This window comes from Myroides sp. C4067 (assembly GCF_038039665.1).
In the GTDB taxonomy this organism is placed as follows: Bacteria; Bacteroidota; Bacteroidia; order Flavobacteriales; family Flavobacteriaceae; genus Flavobacterium; species Flavobacterium odoratimimum.
The window spans coordinates 241,154-256,553 of record NZ_JBBPHJ010000003.1; the positions used below are offsets into that span (position 1 = coordinate 241,154).

General features: G+C 37.7%; 11 protein-coding genes and 3 tRNA genes. 6 read left to right on the forward strand and 8 right to left on the reverse strand.

The window, feature by feature from the left end; translation table 11 throughout:
- Window positions 1-7: 7 nt before the first annotated feature.
- From AABL87_RS03450 to AABL87_RS03485, 8 genes are all read right to left on the reverse strand, one after another.
- A complete protein-coding gene (locus tag AABL87_RS03450) occupies window positions 8-973 on the reverse strand; it encodes an alpha/beta fold hydrolase (protein ID WP_006262648.1) in 966 nt (321 codons plus the stop codon).
- A 16-nt stretch (window positions 974-989) separates the two neighbouring features.
- Window positions 990-2,129, reverse strand: coding sequence for a trans-sulfuration enzyme family protein (locus tag AABL87_RS03455; RefSeq protein WP_006266181.1), 1,140 nt, complete (start codon window positions 2,127-2,129; stop codon window positions 990-992).
- Between the two features lies 1 nt (window position 2,130).
- The gene (locus tag AABL87_RS03460; RefSeq protein ID WP_006266182.1) at window positions 2,131-3,405 is read right to left on the reverse strand and encodes an O-acetylhomoserine aminocarboxypropyltransferase/cysteine synthase family protein; all 1,275 of its coding nucleotides are present in this window, start codon (window positions 3,403-3,405) and stop codon (window positions 2,131-2,133) included.
- A gap of 477 nt (window positions 3,406-3,882) precedes the next feature.
- Window positions 3,883-4,590 (reverse strand): tRNA1(Val) (adenine(37)-N6)-methyltransferase, encoded by a 708-nt coding sequence (locus tag AABL87_RS03465; RefSeq protein ID WP_006266183.1) that lies wholly within the window; start codon window positions 4,588-4,590, stop codon window positions 3,883-3,885.
- Between the two features lie 92 nt (window positions 4,591-4,682).
- Window positions 4,683-5,438, reverse strand: coding sequence for a GLPGLI family protein (locus tag AABL87_RS03470; RefSeq protein WP_341276943.1), 756 nt, complete (start codon window positions 5,436-5,438; stop codon window positions 4,683-4,685).
- A 281-nt stretch (window positions 5,439-5,719) separates the two neighbouring features.
- Complete coding sequence (locus AABL87_RS03475; RefSeq protein ID WP_341276944.1) at window positions 5,720-6,250, reverse strand: AAA family ATPase; 531 nt, start codon at window positions 6,248-6,250, stop codon at window positions 5,720-5,722.
- Window positions 6,251-6,314: 64 nt separating this feature from the next.
- Entirely contained in the window at window positions 6,315-6,845 is a 531-nt protein-coding gene (gene rimM / locus AABL87_RS03480) for a ribosome maturation factor RimM (protein ID WP_341276945.1), read from the reverse strand.
- A 12-nt stretch (window positions 6,846-6,857) separates the two neighbouring features.
- On the reverse strand, window positions 6,858-7,385 hold the full coding sequence (locus AABL87_RS03485; protein WP_006257596.1) for a 30S ribosomal protein S16: 528 nt from the start codon (window positions 7,383-7,385) through the stop codon (window positions 6,858-6,860).
- Between the two features lie 580 nt (window positions 7,386-7,965).
- Here AABL87_RS03485 and AABL87_RS03490 point away from each other — a divergent pair.
- From AABL87_RS03490 to AABL87_RS03515, 6 genes are all read left to right on the forward strand, one after another.
- Entirely contained in the window at window positions 7,966-8,571 is a 606-nt protein-coding gene (locus AABL87_RS03490) for a hypothetical protein (RefSeq protein ID WP_006262653.1), read from the forward strand.
- 316 nt (window positions 8,572-8,887) lie between these two features.
- On the forward strand, window positions 8,888-13,414 hold the full coding sequence (gene dnaE, locus AABL87_RS03495) for a DNA polymerase III subunit alpha (RefSeq protein WP_341276946.1): 4,527 nt from the start codon (window positions 8,888-8,890) through the stop codon (window positions 13,412-13,414).
- A 111-nt stretch (window positions 13,415-13,525) separates the two neighbouring features.
- On the forward strand, window positions 13,526-13,843 hold the full coding sequence (gene trxA / locus AABL87_RS03500; protein WP_006257591.1) for a thioredoxin: 318 nt from the start codon (window positions 13,526-13,528) through the stop codon (window positions 13,841-13,843).
- A 655-nt stretch (window positions 13,844-14,498) separates the two neighbouring features.
- Window positions 14,499-14,572: transfer RNA gene (locus AABL87_RS03505), tRNA-Asp, on the forward strand.
- Window positions 14,573-14,724: 152 nt separating this feature from the next.
- Window positions 14,725-14,801: transfer RNA gene (locus AABL87_RS03510), tRNA-Asp, on the forward strand.
- A 202-nt stretch (window positions 14,802-15,003) separates the two neighbouring features.
- Window positions 15,004-15,080: transfer RNA gene (locus AABL87_RS03515), tRNA-Asp, on the forward strand.
- Window positions 15,081-15,400: the final 320 nt, after the last annotated feature.

A 15,400-nucleotide genomic window follows, 5' to 3' on the forward strand; every position in this document is an offset into this window, starting at 1 on the left:
GCTGATTTTAGAATAATGGTTTTAATAAATTGTTTAATTGTTCGTATTCAATTAAGAAGGCATCGTGGCCGTGTATTGATTGAATCTCTTGGTATGTAATGTGTTTGCAACAGTCCTTTAATAAAGCGACTGTCTGTTCTTGTTCTTTGTTTGTGAACATATAATCTGTATCTACTGCTATACAGTGTATTTGTGCACTTGTTAGTTGAGCAAAAGCCTTTAGACTATCTTGTGTCTGTTCTTGACCTATTGTTTTGAGCAGGTGATTCATTAGCTTGTAAGCTTGTAGCTTAAATCGACCTTCTAAAGTCTGTCCGTGATACTTAAGCCAACTCTCTATCGCATACTGGTTTTCACTTTCTTTATACCCATTGGCGAACTTCTGCTGGAGCGATGCAGGAGTGCGGTAGAGTAGCATAGCATGCATACGAGCATCTTCTATCGGCTTTGATGAGTTGTTCAGTATGCTATCTTGTACTAAGGCATTACCTATTAACCAATCTGATGCTTTACAACTTGTAGCAATAGGGATTAAATGATCTACTGCCGTAGGTCTTATAAAAGCTAACTCCCATGCGATACTTCCTCCTAAGCTTCCTCCGATGATCGCATAAAGATGACTTACGTGTAATCGGTCTAAGGCTTTCCAAAACACTTCAGCGATAACTTTAGTCGTTAGCACTTTATAATCTTGGATGAGGTGTGCCTCTTGTTGGTTAAAACCATTGCCTGGGATATCAAAAGCGATAACTGTGTATTTGTTGAGATCGATTACTTTGTCATAACCTACTAAGCTATTCCACCAGCCGTTGTCTCCAGCTACTTGACTATTTCCTGTCAAAGCATGGTTAACCAATACGATAGGAGCACTGTGTAAAGGTTGTCCCACCACCTGATAGGTGAAGTGAAAAGTATGTGTACTTCCGTTTGGTAGTGTGTGATTAGTGATTGTTATTTCTTGTAAGCGACTCATGGTATTCTATTGTTATTTATTGTGCTAATGCTTGTTTGATATCTTCTATTAAATCCTCTGTTTCTTCTAATCCTATAGATAGTCTTATTAGACTTTCTGTTATCCCAGCTTGTATTTTAGTCTCTTTAGGTACGGAGCCATGAGACATTTCAAAGGGATAATTGCTCAAGCTCTTTATACCTCCTAAACCTTCTGTTAGGGTAAAGAGCTTTAAATTCTGTATGACTTGTAAGGCAGCTTCTTTTGTATTCTCTTTTAGATCAAAGCTGATGACTCCTCCAAAATACTTTTGTTGCTTCTTAGCAAGCTCATGTCCTTCATGACTCTTTAATCCTGGATAATATATCTTGTCTATCTTCGGATGCGTGCTGAGGTATTCTGCAATCTGGATAGCATTCTCAGAGTAACCTTTATATCTCAACAAGAGTGTTTCAATACCCCTGATGGTTAAGAAGCTATCGAAGGGACTTAGTATAGCTCCTGTTGAGTTTTGGTGGAACTTAATGACCTTTCCGATTTCTTCTGTTTTGGTTATTACTAATCCTGCTATTACATCAGAATGCCCTGCTATATACTTCGTAGCACTGTGTACCACGATATCAGCTCCTAAGTCTAACGGCTTTTGCGCTATCGGGGTAGCGAAGGTGTTATCTACGCATACCCATACGTTATGTTGCTTAGCGATACTCGTGATAGCTTGTATATCTGATATACGCAGTGTAGGGTTAGTAGGACTTTCTATCCATATCAATTTTGTTTTGTCATTGATTGCTTTCTTTACATTATCGGCTACTGTTGTATCTACATAATGAGTCTTGATCCCAAACTTTGCATATACTTCATTTAGCAGTCTGTATGTGCCACCGTAGATATTTGCTACTGCTATTACTTCATCTCCCTGACTAAGGGTTTTAAATACAGCATCTATTGCAGCAAGTCCACTTCCAAAAGCAAAACCCTTTGCACCGTTCTCTAAAGAAGCAATTAATTCTTCAAGGGCTTGACGAGTAGGATTGTTGGTACGTGTGTAGTCAAATCCTTTGTTTACTCCTGGTGCTTCTTGAGCGAATGTCGTAGTCTGATAGATTGGTACTGCTATTGCGCCTGTGTGTGGATCTATCGGAATGTGCTTTAGTATATCGGTTTGGGTACTCATCTTATAATGTTTTAAATACGTTAGCTAAATCGGCTTTTAAATCTTCAATGTTTTCTATTCCTACTGACAGTCTGATTAAGTCAGGTGCTACCCCAGTTGCTTTCTGTTCAGCTACACTTAATTGTTGGTGTGTAGTAGAAGCAGGGTGGATGATTAAGGACTTAGTATCTCCGATGTTTGCAAGTAGTGAGAATAGTTTTGTCTCGTTCGCTACTGTCTTCGCTGCTTCAAATCCTTTTTTCAATCCGAATGTTACCACTCCACTTTGTCCTTTAGGCAAGTACTCTTTTGCTAAGTCGTGGTAAAGGCTTGATTTTAGTCCTGGATAGTTTACCCATGCTACAGCATCTTGTTTCTCTAACCACTCTGCTAATGCAAGAGCATTCTCACTGTGCTTTTGGATACGGATAGGCAATGTTTCTAATCCTTGGATGATTTGGAAAGCATTGAATGGGCTAAGTGCTGCACCTAAATCTCTTAATCCTTCTACTCTGATTTTGGCAATGAAAGCGGCATTACCTAACGCTTGGTGATATATTAGTCCGTGGTATCCTGGTGATGGTTCTGTGAACTCTGGGAATCTACCACTTGACCAATCAAATGTCCCTGCATCGATAATCGCCCCACCTAGAGAAGTACCATTACCTGTGATATACTTAGTCAGCGAGTGTACTACGATATTAGCTCCATATTCGATAGGGTTAAGTAGAGCAGGAGAGGCAACAGTGTTATCTACGATGAAAGGTATCTTAAACTCTTGTGCAATCTTTGCTACTGCTTTTAGGTTAATGATGTCTAACTTAGGATTACCTAAACTCTCTACGAATATTGCTTTTGTGTTCTCTTGAATATTTATTCTGAAGTTCTCTACATCAGATGGATCTACGAAAGTGGTGTTGATACCGAATCTTGGAAGAGTAACATTAAATAAGTTATAAGTTCCTCCATATAAGCTATTAGATGATACGATGTGGTCTCCTGCTTTTAATAATGTTAAGAACGTTGTAGAGATAGCAGATGCTCCTGATGCTGTTACTACTGCTCCGATACCTCCCTCAAGTGCTGCTAAGCGTTGTTCTAAGATATCGTTAGTAGGGTTGTTTAATCTTGTATAGATATACGCTGGGATAGATAGGTTAAAAGCTCCTGCTGCATGATCAGCATTTTCGAATACATACGATGATGTCTGATAGATAGGCACTGCTCTTGTTCCTGCTGTAGATTGTACATTGTGTCCTGCGTGTAATGCTTGTGTTGAAAAATTTAGATTGCTCATGGTTATATTTTTTAATGTTTTAGTTTCTTGTTTTTTATTTTCTCAGTACTTAACCCTACTGAGTAAAGGGCATAAAAAAAGTCCTTTCGGCATTGCCAAAAGGACTTCAAGTATCTTAATCTTTTTGTTTAGATTATAACTAACTCGTTGACTTTAGGCAATAGGGCGTCGTGAACATCATCATGTTCATCATCATCATTGCCATCATCATTGTGTTAGTATTGAAAATCATGGTATTTATATTTATCTAATTATATACTGTTTGGTTTGGTGTAAAAAAAAAAGCCCTCGCTATTGCAAGGGCTTTATATATGTTATTTAGAATTTAAGTTTATGCAAATAACAAGCCCTGCGGATTTCTCCACATCATCATTGTCATCATCATTGTATAAACTGTATTCATTTTTTCTTCTTTGTTTTCGTTGGTACAAATATCATTAATTTATTTTGGAATAAACAAAATAAAAGTAACTTTTTTTATAATTTTAAATAAAAATCTCTCACAAGTGCTTCAAATGCTGGGGTGTACTGATGTCTCTCTACTTCGATAGTTAGCTCATCTAAGGGGATTTTCTCTACTAATTGACGTGAAAAAGCAATTAAGCTACGTTTGATTTCAGCTTGTTCGTTCCCTCGAACGCGAGTTACCTTGAATGGATAGATACCAAACTCGGCTGCTAATCTCATCAGTGTTTCTTCTTCTTTAGCAGGAATAATCACACTAAATACTCCTTTCTCAGACAAGAAATATTCCACCGCCTCAATTAATAAATCAAAAGGCATTGCATCCTGAAAACGAGCAGTATCTCTCTGCTTATCATTCGTGTGATAATCTTCACTATAGAAAGGAGGATTAGAGATAATTAGATCATATTCTTCTTCCATCTCATTAGCGAAGGTCTCTAAATCGGCATGGTAGCAGAATAGTCTATCACCCCAAGGGCTGTTCTCAAAGTTCTCTACAGCTTGCTCATGTGCGTTTTCGTCTATTTCTACTCCATCTATCTGCTCTGCACCTGTGCGCTGTGCCATCATTAAGGCTAATAGTCCTGTGCCTGATCCTATGTCTAACACATTGTAAGGATTATTGTCTATCGGTGTCCATGCTCCTAATAGTACTCCATCCGTACCTACCTTCATCGCACATTTATCCTGCTGTATCGTAAACTGTTTAAATTGAAACATCTTGCTTAGTCTTTTTGCAAAAGTACAAAAAGGAGGTTTAGCGACCTAATGTATAGCTGTACAGAAGTGTAAGTGAGAATAAAAGACTTAAGTTAAAAATCACGTTCAATAGGGTTCTCACTATCACCTACTTTTCTATTGAAATATTCAGCAGTAACTTTGTCCAAGACAGTACCTTTTTCTTCTAATAGTTGTGCATACGTTTTACTAGCGGCTACTTTGCGTGCTTTATTCGTTTGGTCTTTCGAATACTTTGTATACTTATCATCAGTGACAATATCCCATGAAGTAGATACTTTCTGACTGTCAAGTAGTTCAAAAACAAAGTGATTCTCACTATCCCAAGCCTTCACTACGAAGCCTGGTAGATTAATGAATTTATAAGGGCCACTCTGTACAGGTATATCTTGGGTGAATAGTACTGTCCATGCTCTACCACCATAAGTAGCAGTTGCTTCTTGTACCTTATAGTTATTCCAGTCTTTAACCTCTGGAAGTATAGTCCACTTTATACTATTCTTATCTTCCTCATAATAGCTAAGGTCTAATCCTATCTTATCATAGAACGAAGTATTAGTTCCATCAGCATATACAGTCCATTTAAATGTTCCTTGATTTCCCTTCTCAGGGTTGTCTGTTTTTTGAGAGGTTACAAAACTATAGTTCATCAGATCTGTAAATCTAGATTCTTTATCTTTTATATCAAGTATAGCATTACCATCGCGGACAAGCTTCTTAGACCCATTGGCAATACTCGTTTTATAACTGTATCTCATCACTTCTACTTCAGAAGTATTCTGAGCAAAAGAAGAGGTCATAATCAATAATAAGAATAGATACTTTTTCATAATTGTGGTTTTTATGAATCTAATATAATTCTTTTATTTAACTTATCTATAGATTATTAATTATGTTTTGAGGTCTTTTATTTGTGCTGTTGATAAAAAATTAGAATATATTTTTTAAACTAATTAAGCGTAATTTGTAGTCAAGGAATAACCAAAAGGGGAGGTAGAGGCTTGAAAGAACCTTGGAAAGAATAAAGAGATAATGTGGAAAGTAAGTTATAGGTATTATAAAGGGTATAAATGAATTTTAAATCAATTTAACAACTATCAGAATAGATTATTTACAATCCCCACATTCTATACCACTTCATCAGTTCTTTAAAACTTTTGATATGGATGAAGGTAGCGGAGCTATTATTAATCAGATCTACATACTTAGGGCTTTTCTTAGGAGCTTCGAATAAGATATACTTGACCATTTTCATACTGAATTGACTCTTGGCACCATCTAAGTTGCCAGGGCGAGTATCTCTATGCGTGATACTGCGCTTTATATATCTGTACAATGCTCCGATAGGAGAGAAGTCTAACCAGATAATACAGGTAGCGTCTTTAAATCGCTCAGGCATTAAGAAGCTATAGTTGCCTTCTATCACCCAGTCTGTATGACCAGTTAAGAATGTCTGATGATCAGCTGCCATAAGTGCTTTATCACGAGGTGTCCAGTCTGTATTAGGGATATGTGCTATCTGATCTAAATGCAGGATATTTAGATTCAGTTTCTTCCCTAAAGCTTGTGCTAGAGTAGACTTGCCAGAGGAGCTAAGTCCAATGATGCAGATGCGATTACCTAAGTCATGTAGTGCTACCATAATCGACAAATATAAAAACAAAAAACCTCGAAACAAGTGTCTCGAGGCTGTATGATATGATGTATTATCTATCTAAATAAATATCTAATAACCCAACAGGTACATTAAGATATAACTTCTTATTCTCACGATCTACTTTATGAATAAGTTCATCTATCATCGGAACTAATATTTCGGTTCCGTTAAAGTCTATCTCGAATAGAGGTTGATAATTACTATCGTTTACTCTTTTTAGTTGACCTATTTCACCTTCGTTAGTATCTATTACGTCGAAACCAGTGATCTCGTGGTAGTAGAACTTGTTTCCTTCTAGTTTAGGAAGCATCGTCAGTGGTAGGTATATCTCTGATCCGACTAATCGGTCAGCATCTTCTTCAGAGTTAGACTCCTCGAATTTAACTCTTAAAAAATCGCTTTTATGTAATGAAGCTTGTTCCATAAAAAAAGGAACCAGTTGTCCGTCGAAGTCGACGAACACTGATTCCAAGTTTTCGTATAACTCAGGTTCATCGGTGTCTAAATAAATAAGCACCTCCCCTTTAAAGCTAAATTTCTTTGCGATTTTGCCTAAATAGAAACAATCCTTTTTACGCATATCGCTAGTAAATTATGCTTGAGTTTCTTCGTTGCTTTCTTCAGTTGCTTCAGCAGTTTCTTCTGCAGGAGCAGCTTGTGCTTCAGCAGCTTTAGCTTGAGCAGCAGCAGCACGCTTAGCGTTTACTTCTTTCTCAGCAGCTAATCTAGCAGCTTTGTCAGCAGCTTTAGAAGAAGATAATCCTTCTTTCTTAGCGTTGATTTTAGCAGCTTTTTCTTCTAACCAAGCAGCGAATTTCGCGTCAGCTTGCTCTTGAGTTAAAGCTCCTTTTTTAACTCCACCTTGTAAGTGGTGTTTTAACATTGCTCCTTTGTAAGAAAGTAATGTTCTAGCAGTATCTGTAGGTTGAGCACCGTTGAATAACCATTTAACAGCAGCATCAACATCTAATTCTACAGTTGCAGGGTTAGTGTTAGGATTGTAAGTTCCGATTTTCTCTAAGAATTTACCATCTCTTTTAGCGCGTGCATCAGCAGCTACTACCCAGTAAAAAGGTTTTCCTTTTTTACCGTGTCTTTGTAATCTAATTTTTACAGACATAATTAATTTAATTAGTTGAGGTACCCGACCTCGGTTCAAAATTGAGGTGCAAAGATAATATTTATTTTGAAGTGATTCGTTAATATATTGATTTTTTTTATTTTCTATCTATCTGACACACTGTGTGTTCTATGACGTAAGTAAATCAATTCTCTTGTACTATTCTAAACTGAGCTAGTCTGTAGATCATTCGGGTAGAGACTTAGTACGCTTCGGTAAACCTTTCTTTAACCCAAGTAAGTACTAGTTATTTCCGAATGGTATCCGAAGGAATTAGTATGGAATTATTCTTGATGTTTGATTATAAGGTGGTTATGAAAGGAGTGTGTCTTCATTATTGTGCAAAAAGGGGATATTGAGGCATTAGTGTCATAAGAGGGCAGAGAGGTATGGTTGTGAAGAAAGTAGGTATACTGATGTATTAGTGAAATAAGTAGTGTAAAAGAACGTAAAAGGTAATTACTTTTAGTAAATTACGCAGAGAATATAAAAGTTAATATTATATTAAAATAAAGCTTTTTTGTGTGGTTAAAATACTATATTTTTGTATTTGCTGTTATTAAAGAAGATAGTTAAAAATATGAAAAAGGTTATAGGGATAGTTTTGATGGTATTAGGGTTAGGATTCATCGCATGTGAGAATGAGACGAAGACTGCTGATCCGAGTATTATTGCGATGGTTAATAATGAAGAATTTACAACTGGAGTGAAATTCGAAACATGGAGACCTCAGTATACTGACTTAAGAGTGGCTAATGAGAATATACTGTATCTAAAGGCAGAAACGGATACAACGATGTTTACCTTAAGAGTTCCTTATGCTTTCTCAGACGTACCTGAAGAAAGAACATTCGCTTTTGGGGATGTAGTGCCGGTAGATGTGTCTGACCTAAAGACAGCTTTCGCACAGTATATCGTTTATGATAAAGTAACTAAAGTGCCTATCGCTATCTATAAAACAGCGAATAATATCACTAATACTGGTGAATTTACGTTTGCGGATAAGGATAGTCAAGTGCCTGGAACGGTAACTGCAGAATTCTTTGCGAATATGAAGAAAGATACTATGCCAGGGTTTTATAAATTAACTACGAAACAGAAAGAATATTATAAGAATACACTTAGGGATATGAAGTCTTTCCAAGATGGTGTGGTGTACAGAATGTCTGTGAGCGTAGGGAAGTAATTAGGAATTAGGAATTAAGAATTAAGAATTTTTGCCTTCGGCATTGTGAGATATATAAGACTGCTCTTTATGAGCGGTCTTTTTTTTTATGTTACAGAGTGTCCGTAAAAATTTCTACATTGCTCTTTATGAGTGTTCTTTTTTATATACTTTATGTATTCAAGTCTATGACAGTGTACAGAACAACATAAATACAACATCACGACATCACAAAAACACAAAAGAACGACATCACAGCATCACTTCGTGAAAGTTTTGTAACTTTGTTTTTTACACTATTCTACCTTATTTAAGGTTAAAACTCTTATAATCAAGTATGTATTTAATTTTTGATACCGAAACCACAGGGCTTCCTAAAAGTTGGCAGGCGCCCATTACCGATACTGATAACTGGCCTCGATGTATACAGATCGCTTGGCAGTTACACGATGAGTACGGTAAGCTGATAGAGCATCAAGATTATCTGATTAAGCCAGAAGGATTTAATATTCCTTATGATGCAGAGCGCATACATGGTATCTCAACAGAATTAGCAGAACAAGATGGTATTTCTCTAATGGAAGCCTTGGAGAAGTTTAATATTGCACTGTCTAAGACTAAGTTTATCGTCGGTCAGAATGCTGGGTTTGACGTGAATATTATGGGATGTGAGTTTTATCGTAAGGGGGTGAATAGTATTATGTCAGAGCTACCTGTACTGGACACCTGTACAGAGGTGACGGCTGAGATGCTAAAACTACCTGGTGGTAGAGGAGGTAGATATAAACTTCCTACATTGACAGAGCTGCATACATTCTTATTTGGTGAGAAGTTCGCAGAGGCACATAATGCTACTGCTGACGTGGAGGCGACTACTCGATGTTTCTTAGAGTTAATCAAGCACGGGACATTCTCTACTCAAGAGTTACAGCAGGATGAGGAGTATATCGTGCGTTACCGCGAGGTTAACCCTCAGCCATTTCAGCTGATAGGTCTTAAACATATCAACTTAAAGAAGGCGTCTGAAGAGATCCGAAAGCGACTGGCTAAACTAGAAGGTGGAGCATCTGAGGAAGTGTCTGATCACGAGAAAGAATTACTAGATCAGGCGAACTTCGCACACTTACACGTGCATACACAGTTCTCTATCTTACAGTCTACGATAGCGATTAATAATCTAGTGAAGAAGGCTGGTGACTGTGATATGTCTGCTGTAGCGATGACGGATCACGGTAATATGATGGGAGCATTCCACTTCGTGATGGCTGTGAATAACCATAATAAGGGGATAGAGGCTAAGAATAAAGAGCGCGCTGAGAATGGAGAGGAACCATTACAGACACTGACACCTATCGTGGGATGTGAGTTCTTTATCTGTGAGAATCATACGGATAAGACTAAAAAAGACAATGGATATCAAGTAGTATTACTTGCTAAAAATAAAAATGGGTATCACAATCTAGCGAAGATGGCTTCTATCGCTTATACAGACGGGTTCTACTATGTACCTCGTATCGATAAGCAGGTGGTAGAGCAGTATAAAGAAGATGTGATGGTACTGACGGGTAACTTATATGGGGAGGTACCTGGTAAGATATTAAACGTAGGTGAACGCCAAGCTGAAGAAGCCCTACTATGGTGGAAAGAGCAGTTCGGCGAGGATCTATACGTAGAGTTGATGCGACATAATCAAGAGGATGAGAATCGCGTGAACAAGGCATTGATAGAGCTAGCACGTAAACACGATGTGAAACTGATAGCGACTAATAATGCTTATTATTTAGATAAAAAAGATGCGAATGCACACGACATTCTATTGTGTGTGAAGGATGGTGAGAAGCAGTCTACTCCTATCGGTAGAGGTAGAGGCTATAGATATGGTCTTCCTAATCAGGAGTACTACTTTAAGTCTACTGAGGAGATGAAGGAGCTGTTCTCAGACTTGCCCGATGCTATCTATAATATACAAGAGGTAGTGGATAAGGTAGAGCCATTCGTGCTACACCGCGATGTATTACTACCTAAGTTCGATATACCAGAGGAGTTTCAAGATGCGCGAGATTTAGAAGGAGATGGAAGTGGTAAACGCGGAGAGAATAACTTCTTAAGACACCTTACTTATAAGGGAGCAGAAGCTAGGTATCCTGAGGTGACAGAGGAGATCCGAGAGCGACTAGACTTCGAATTAGCGACTATCGAGAGAACCGGGTATCCTGGTTATTTCTTGATTGTACAAGATTTTATCGCAGCAGCGAGGGAGATGGGAGTATCTGTAGGTCCTGGTCGTGGTTCGGCTGCAGGTTCGGCTGTAGCGTACTGTCTAGGAATTACGAATCTAGATCCTATCGAGTATGATTTGCTTTTTGAGCGTTTCCTTAACCCTGACCGTGTATCGATGCCCGATATCGATATTGACTTCGATGATGAAGGTCGTGGTCGTGTAATGGATTATGTAATCAATAAGTATGGCTCTAATCAGGTAGCACAGATTATCACGTATGGTAAGATGGCGACTAAGTCTGCGATTAGAGATACGGCTAGGGTGTTAGACTTACCGTTATTCGAGGCAGATAGAATCGCGAAGCTTATCCCAGGTATGATGCCATCTAAGTGGAATCTGAATCGATTCTTAACAGAGGATGAGAACGCTATAAAAGGAGTACTTCGATCAGAAGAATTTGATAAAGTAAAAGAATTAATAGCCTTAGCTCAAGAGGGGTCATTAGCTGCAGAAACTATACAGCAAGCTAAGATACTAGAAGGGTCAATGCGTAATACAGGTATTCATGCCTGTGGGGTAATTATTACTCCAGATGATATTACGAAGTTCGTTCCAGTAACGCTAGCTAAAGATTCTGACTTATATGTAACGCAGTTTGACAACTCGGTAGCAGAGAGTGCAGGTCTACTAAAGATGGACTTCTTAGGGTTAAAAACATTAACCCTTATTAAGGACACGATTAAACTAGTGAAGTATCGTACAGGTATAGATATAGACCCAGATAAGATACCTATCGATGATGTGAAGACCTACGAGCTGTTCCAGAGAGGTGAGACTATCGGGGTGTTTCAGTACGAGTCTGCAGGTATGCAGAAGTATATGCGTGAACTGAAGCCTACTGTATTTGCCGATCTGATAGCGATGAATGCACTGTATCGTCCAGGGCCACTAGAGTATATCCCTTCGTTTATTCGTCGTAAGAATGGGGAAGAGCCTATCGTATATGATTTAGATGCATGTGAAGAATACTTACAGGAGACGTACGGTATTACGGTATATCAAGAGCAGGTGATGCTTCTGTCGCAGAAGTTGGCTGGATTCACTAAAGGTGAGGCTGATGTACTGCGTAAGGCGATGGGTAAGAAACAGAAGGATGTACTAGATAAGATGAAGCCAAAGTTCGTAGAGCAGGCTTCTGCTAAAGGACATGATGCTACTACACTAGAGAAGATATGGAAAGACTGGGAAGCCTTTGCTTCTTATGCGTTTAACAAGTCTCACTCGACCTGCTATGCATGGATAGCGTATCAGACAGCGTATCTGAAGGCACACTATCCTGCGGAGTATATGGCGGCTGTACTGTCTAATAATATGAATGATATCAAGTCGGTTACCTTCTTCATGGAAGAGTGTAAGCGCATGGGACTACAAGTATTAGGACCTGATGTGAATGAGTCATTCTACAAGTTTACAGTAAATGATAACTATGAGATTCGCTTCGGTATGGGAGCAATTAAAGGAGTAGGACAAGGGGCTGTAAATACTATCGTAGAGAATAGAAAAGATGGGTTATACACCTCAGTATTCGATCTATCGAAGAGAATAGACCTTAGATCTGCTAATAAGAAAGCTTTTGAGAATCTTGCTTTAGCAGGAGGTTTTGACTGTTTTAAAAACACACATAGAGCACAGTACTTCCACACAGACCCAAGTGATAATATCGTGTTCTTAGAGAAAGCTATACGCTATGGGGCTAAGTCTCAGGAGAACGATAATTCTTCTCAGTTTAGTCTATTTGGGGAGAGTAGTGAAGTACAAATACCTGAGCCTTTATTACCTATCTGTGAGGAATGGAGTACGATGGAGAAGTTGGCGAAGGAGAAAGAGGTAGTAGGGATTTATATCTCAGGACATCCCTTAGATGACTTTAAGTTTGAGATGAGATATTTCTGTAATGTGAAGGTAGAGGAGTTGACAGACTTAAATCCTTTCACAGGGCGCAATTTGATGTTCGGAGGAATGATTAGTGATGTACAGTTCCGTACTTCTGCTAAAGGGAAAGATTGGGCTATGTTTACTATAGAAGGTTATGACGAGAGCTTTGAGTTCAGAATGTTCAATGAGGAGTTCTTGAAGTTTAGACATTTCTTATTAAACAATACATTTGTATACATTAAGATATTAGTTAAGGATGGTTGGGTAAATAAAGATACAGGAGAGAAGAGCGAGCCTCGTATTCAGTTTTTGGAAATGAAGTTATTACATGAAGTAATCCCTACTTATGCTAAGAAACTTACTGTAGTGATGAACGTAAAAGATGTGGCTTCTAGGCAAGCGGAGTTAATCAAAGATGCTTTTAGTAGATATCAAGGGGATAGCTTTGTAAACTTCGAGGTACTAGAGGTAGAACGAATAGAGAAAGAAGCTACTCCTGTAGCAGTGCCACAGCTAAGAATGAATGAAGGAGATGAAGAGGATGGTGCTAGTGAAAGCTTTGATATGGATGAGCCTATAGCGGTGGATGTACCAGAGTTTAGAGTAGTGAATAGATTAGAGTTTACCAGTCGCAATAGTAGAGTGAATATCACAGCAGAATTACTAGAAGAACTGGAAGCCTTACAAGTAGATTTTAAATTAAACTAGTAAAAGCAATATTATTTGATAATGGTTTTATAGATAAAAAAAATTGTATGTAGGTCGATTACTATAATAATTTTATTAAGTTTGTTGGTATAATATAAAAAGCAAAGAATAATGGCATTAGAAATAACAGATGCTACTTTCGAGGAAGTAGTATTAAAATCAGACAAACCCGTAGTGGTTGACTTTTGGGCAGTATGGTGTGGACCTTGTAAAATGTTAGGGCCAGTAATCGAAGAGATCAGCTCAGAATACGAAGGAAAAGCTGTAGTAGGTAAAGTAGATGTTGATGCAAATCAAGAATTCGCTGCTAAATTCGGTATTAGAAATATCCCTACTGTATTAGTATTCAAAGATGGTGAAGTAGTACAACGTCAAGTAGGTGTTGCACCTAAGAAAACTTATGTAGATTTCATTGAAGGATTATTATAATCCTCGATATATATAGTATTAAGGAAGACTCTCAGTAATGAGGGTCTTTTTTTTTGACTTTATTCTAGAGAAGTGAGTATAGTGTCACAATAGTTGCGACCATAATAGGGCAAAATAATGCAGAAGTGATTATAATAAGCAGTATGTAAGATAAAGAATGTATGATCGTGTAGTTTTGTCAGTGAATTATAGTTCATAGGTTCTTTGACATATTGTATTAATAAGAGAGTAATAATGTTAGGAATGGCTCTTTTATGGAGGAGAGGATTACTCAGTTTTTTGTTTTAAGAGTAGAAAAGCGAGTTGTCAGATAGGAGATATTGTATTTTCTGGTTTGTAAATCGTTGGTGATTGTTGTGTTTTTTGATTTGATGGCTTGTTTTTTTAAATAATCACAATACTTTTTTAGAGAAAAACAGGAGATTATAAGAGGTGCTGATGCTAAATAGTACGTGGAATTAGTATGATTTTTGTTGTTTATGAAAAGAGCAGAGAATATGGAGTAAAAAAAATGAAAAAAAGTTTGTGTTTTATATTGTTGATACTCAGTTTTATCAAATTTAATAAGGAGAAAAGTTTGAATTTTTTTAAAAGTACATTTGGTACTGTAGAAAATGGTTGTATATTTGCATCGCATTAAAGCAATAACGACGAAGGTTTGGTAGTTCAGTTGGTTAGAATACATGCCTGTCACGCATGGGGTCGCGGGTTCGAGTCCCGTCCAGACCGCAAAAGGGGAGACTAGCATCTCTTGAAATATAGAGATGCTTTTTTATCCACTCTTCGTTAAAAAATAAAAACTTTAAAAAAAGTTTGGAAGTTTTAAAAAAAGAGTTACCTTTGTCGCCGTTAAAGAATTAAGCTTTAATACAAAAAACACTGGTTTGGTAGTTCAGTTGGTTAGAATACATGCCTGTCACGCATGGGGTCGCGGGTTCGAGTCCCGTCCAGACCGCCAGTTAAAAGGAGCCTCTCACAACGTGGGACGGCTTTTTTTGCCCTCTAAAGTTTTTTAGGGAGCTAAAGATTAGTTGTGTTGTTAAGTGCGAAAGCACTAAAGGTTTAGTAGTTAGACCAATGAAAAGCTTTCCTAGTGCGGGAGAGCTTTTTTTAATCAACTGTTGACTTTTGATAATAACACGTAGAAAATATTGAATATTGGTTTGGTAGTTCAGTTGGTTAGAATACATGCCTGTCACGCATGGGGTCGCGGGTTCGAGTCCCGTCCAGACCGCCAATAAAAAAGAGCCTCTCATGAAGTTGGGAGGTTTTTTTTGGCCTCTAAATGTTTAACATTAGAGGAGCTAAAAATAGTTGTGTTGTTAAGTGCGAAAGCACTAAAGGTTTAGTAGTTAGACCAATGAAAAGCTTTCCTAGTGCGGGAGAGCTTTTTTGTTATTATATCCTTATCTGTATTGGTCTCTATTACGATATTTAAAAATTCTTAAGGATCAGTGACAAAAGTTGGGGACTAGGCAAAAAGTCTAGTTAATCTAAAAAGGAAAAACTTCTTATCTCTAACACCTCTATACATCATACGGAAGTATTTAATTTTGG

Excerpts from the sequence above, each read along its gene's own strand:
- AABL87_RS03450 (WP_006262648.1), bottom strand. The coding sequence starts at position 973 with ATGAGTCGCTTACAAGAAATAACAATCACTAATCACACACTACCAAAC.
- AABL87_RS03455 (WP_006266181.1), bottom strand. The coding sequence starts at position 2,129 with ATGAGTACCCAAACCGATATACTAAAGCACATTCCGATAGATCCACAC.
- AABL87_RS03460 (WP_006266182.1), bottom strand. The coding sequence starts at position 3,405 with ATGAGCAATCTAAATTTTTCAACACAAGCATTACACGCAGGACACAAT.
- AABL87_RS03465 (WP_006266183.1), bottom strand. The coding sequence starts at position 4,590 with ATGTTTCAATTTAAACAGTTTACGATACAGCAGGATAAATGTGCGATG.
- AABL87_RS03470 (WP_341276943.1), bottom strand. The coding sequence starts at position 5,438 with ATGAAAAAGTATCTATTCTTATTATTGATTATGACCTCTTCTTTTGCT.
- AABL87_RS03475 (WP_341276944.1), bottom strand. The coding sequence starts at position 6,250 with ATGGTAGCACTACATGACTTAGGTAATCGCATCTGCATCATTGGACTT.
- rimM (WP_341276945.1), bottom strand. The coding sequence starts at position 6,845 with ATGCGTAAAAAGGATTGTTTCTATTTAGGCAAAATCGCAAAGAAATTT.
- AABL87_RS03485 (WP_006257596.1), bottom strand. The coding sequence starts at position 7,385 with ATGTCTGTAAAAATTAGATTACAAAGACACGGTAAAAAAGGAAAACCT.
- AABL87_RS03490 (WP_006262653.1), top strand. The coding sequence starts at position 7,966 with ATGAAAAAGGTTATAGGGATAGTTTTGATGGTATTAGGGTTAGGATTC.
- dnaE (WP_341276946.1), top strand. The coding sequence starts at position 8,888 with ATGTATTTAATTTTTGATACCGAAACCACAGGGCTTCCTAAAAGTTGG.
- trxA (WP_006257591.1), top strand. The coding sequence starts at position 13,526 with ATGGCATTAGAAATAACAGATGCTACTTTCGAGGAAGTAGTATTAAAA.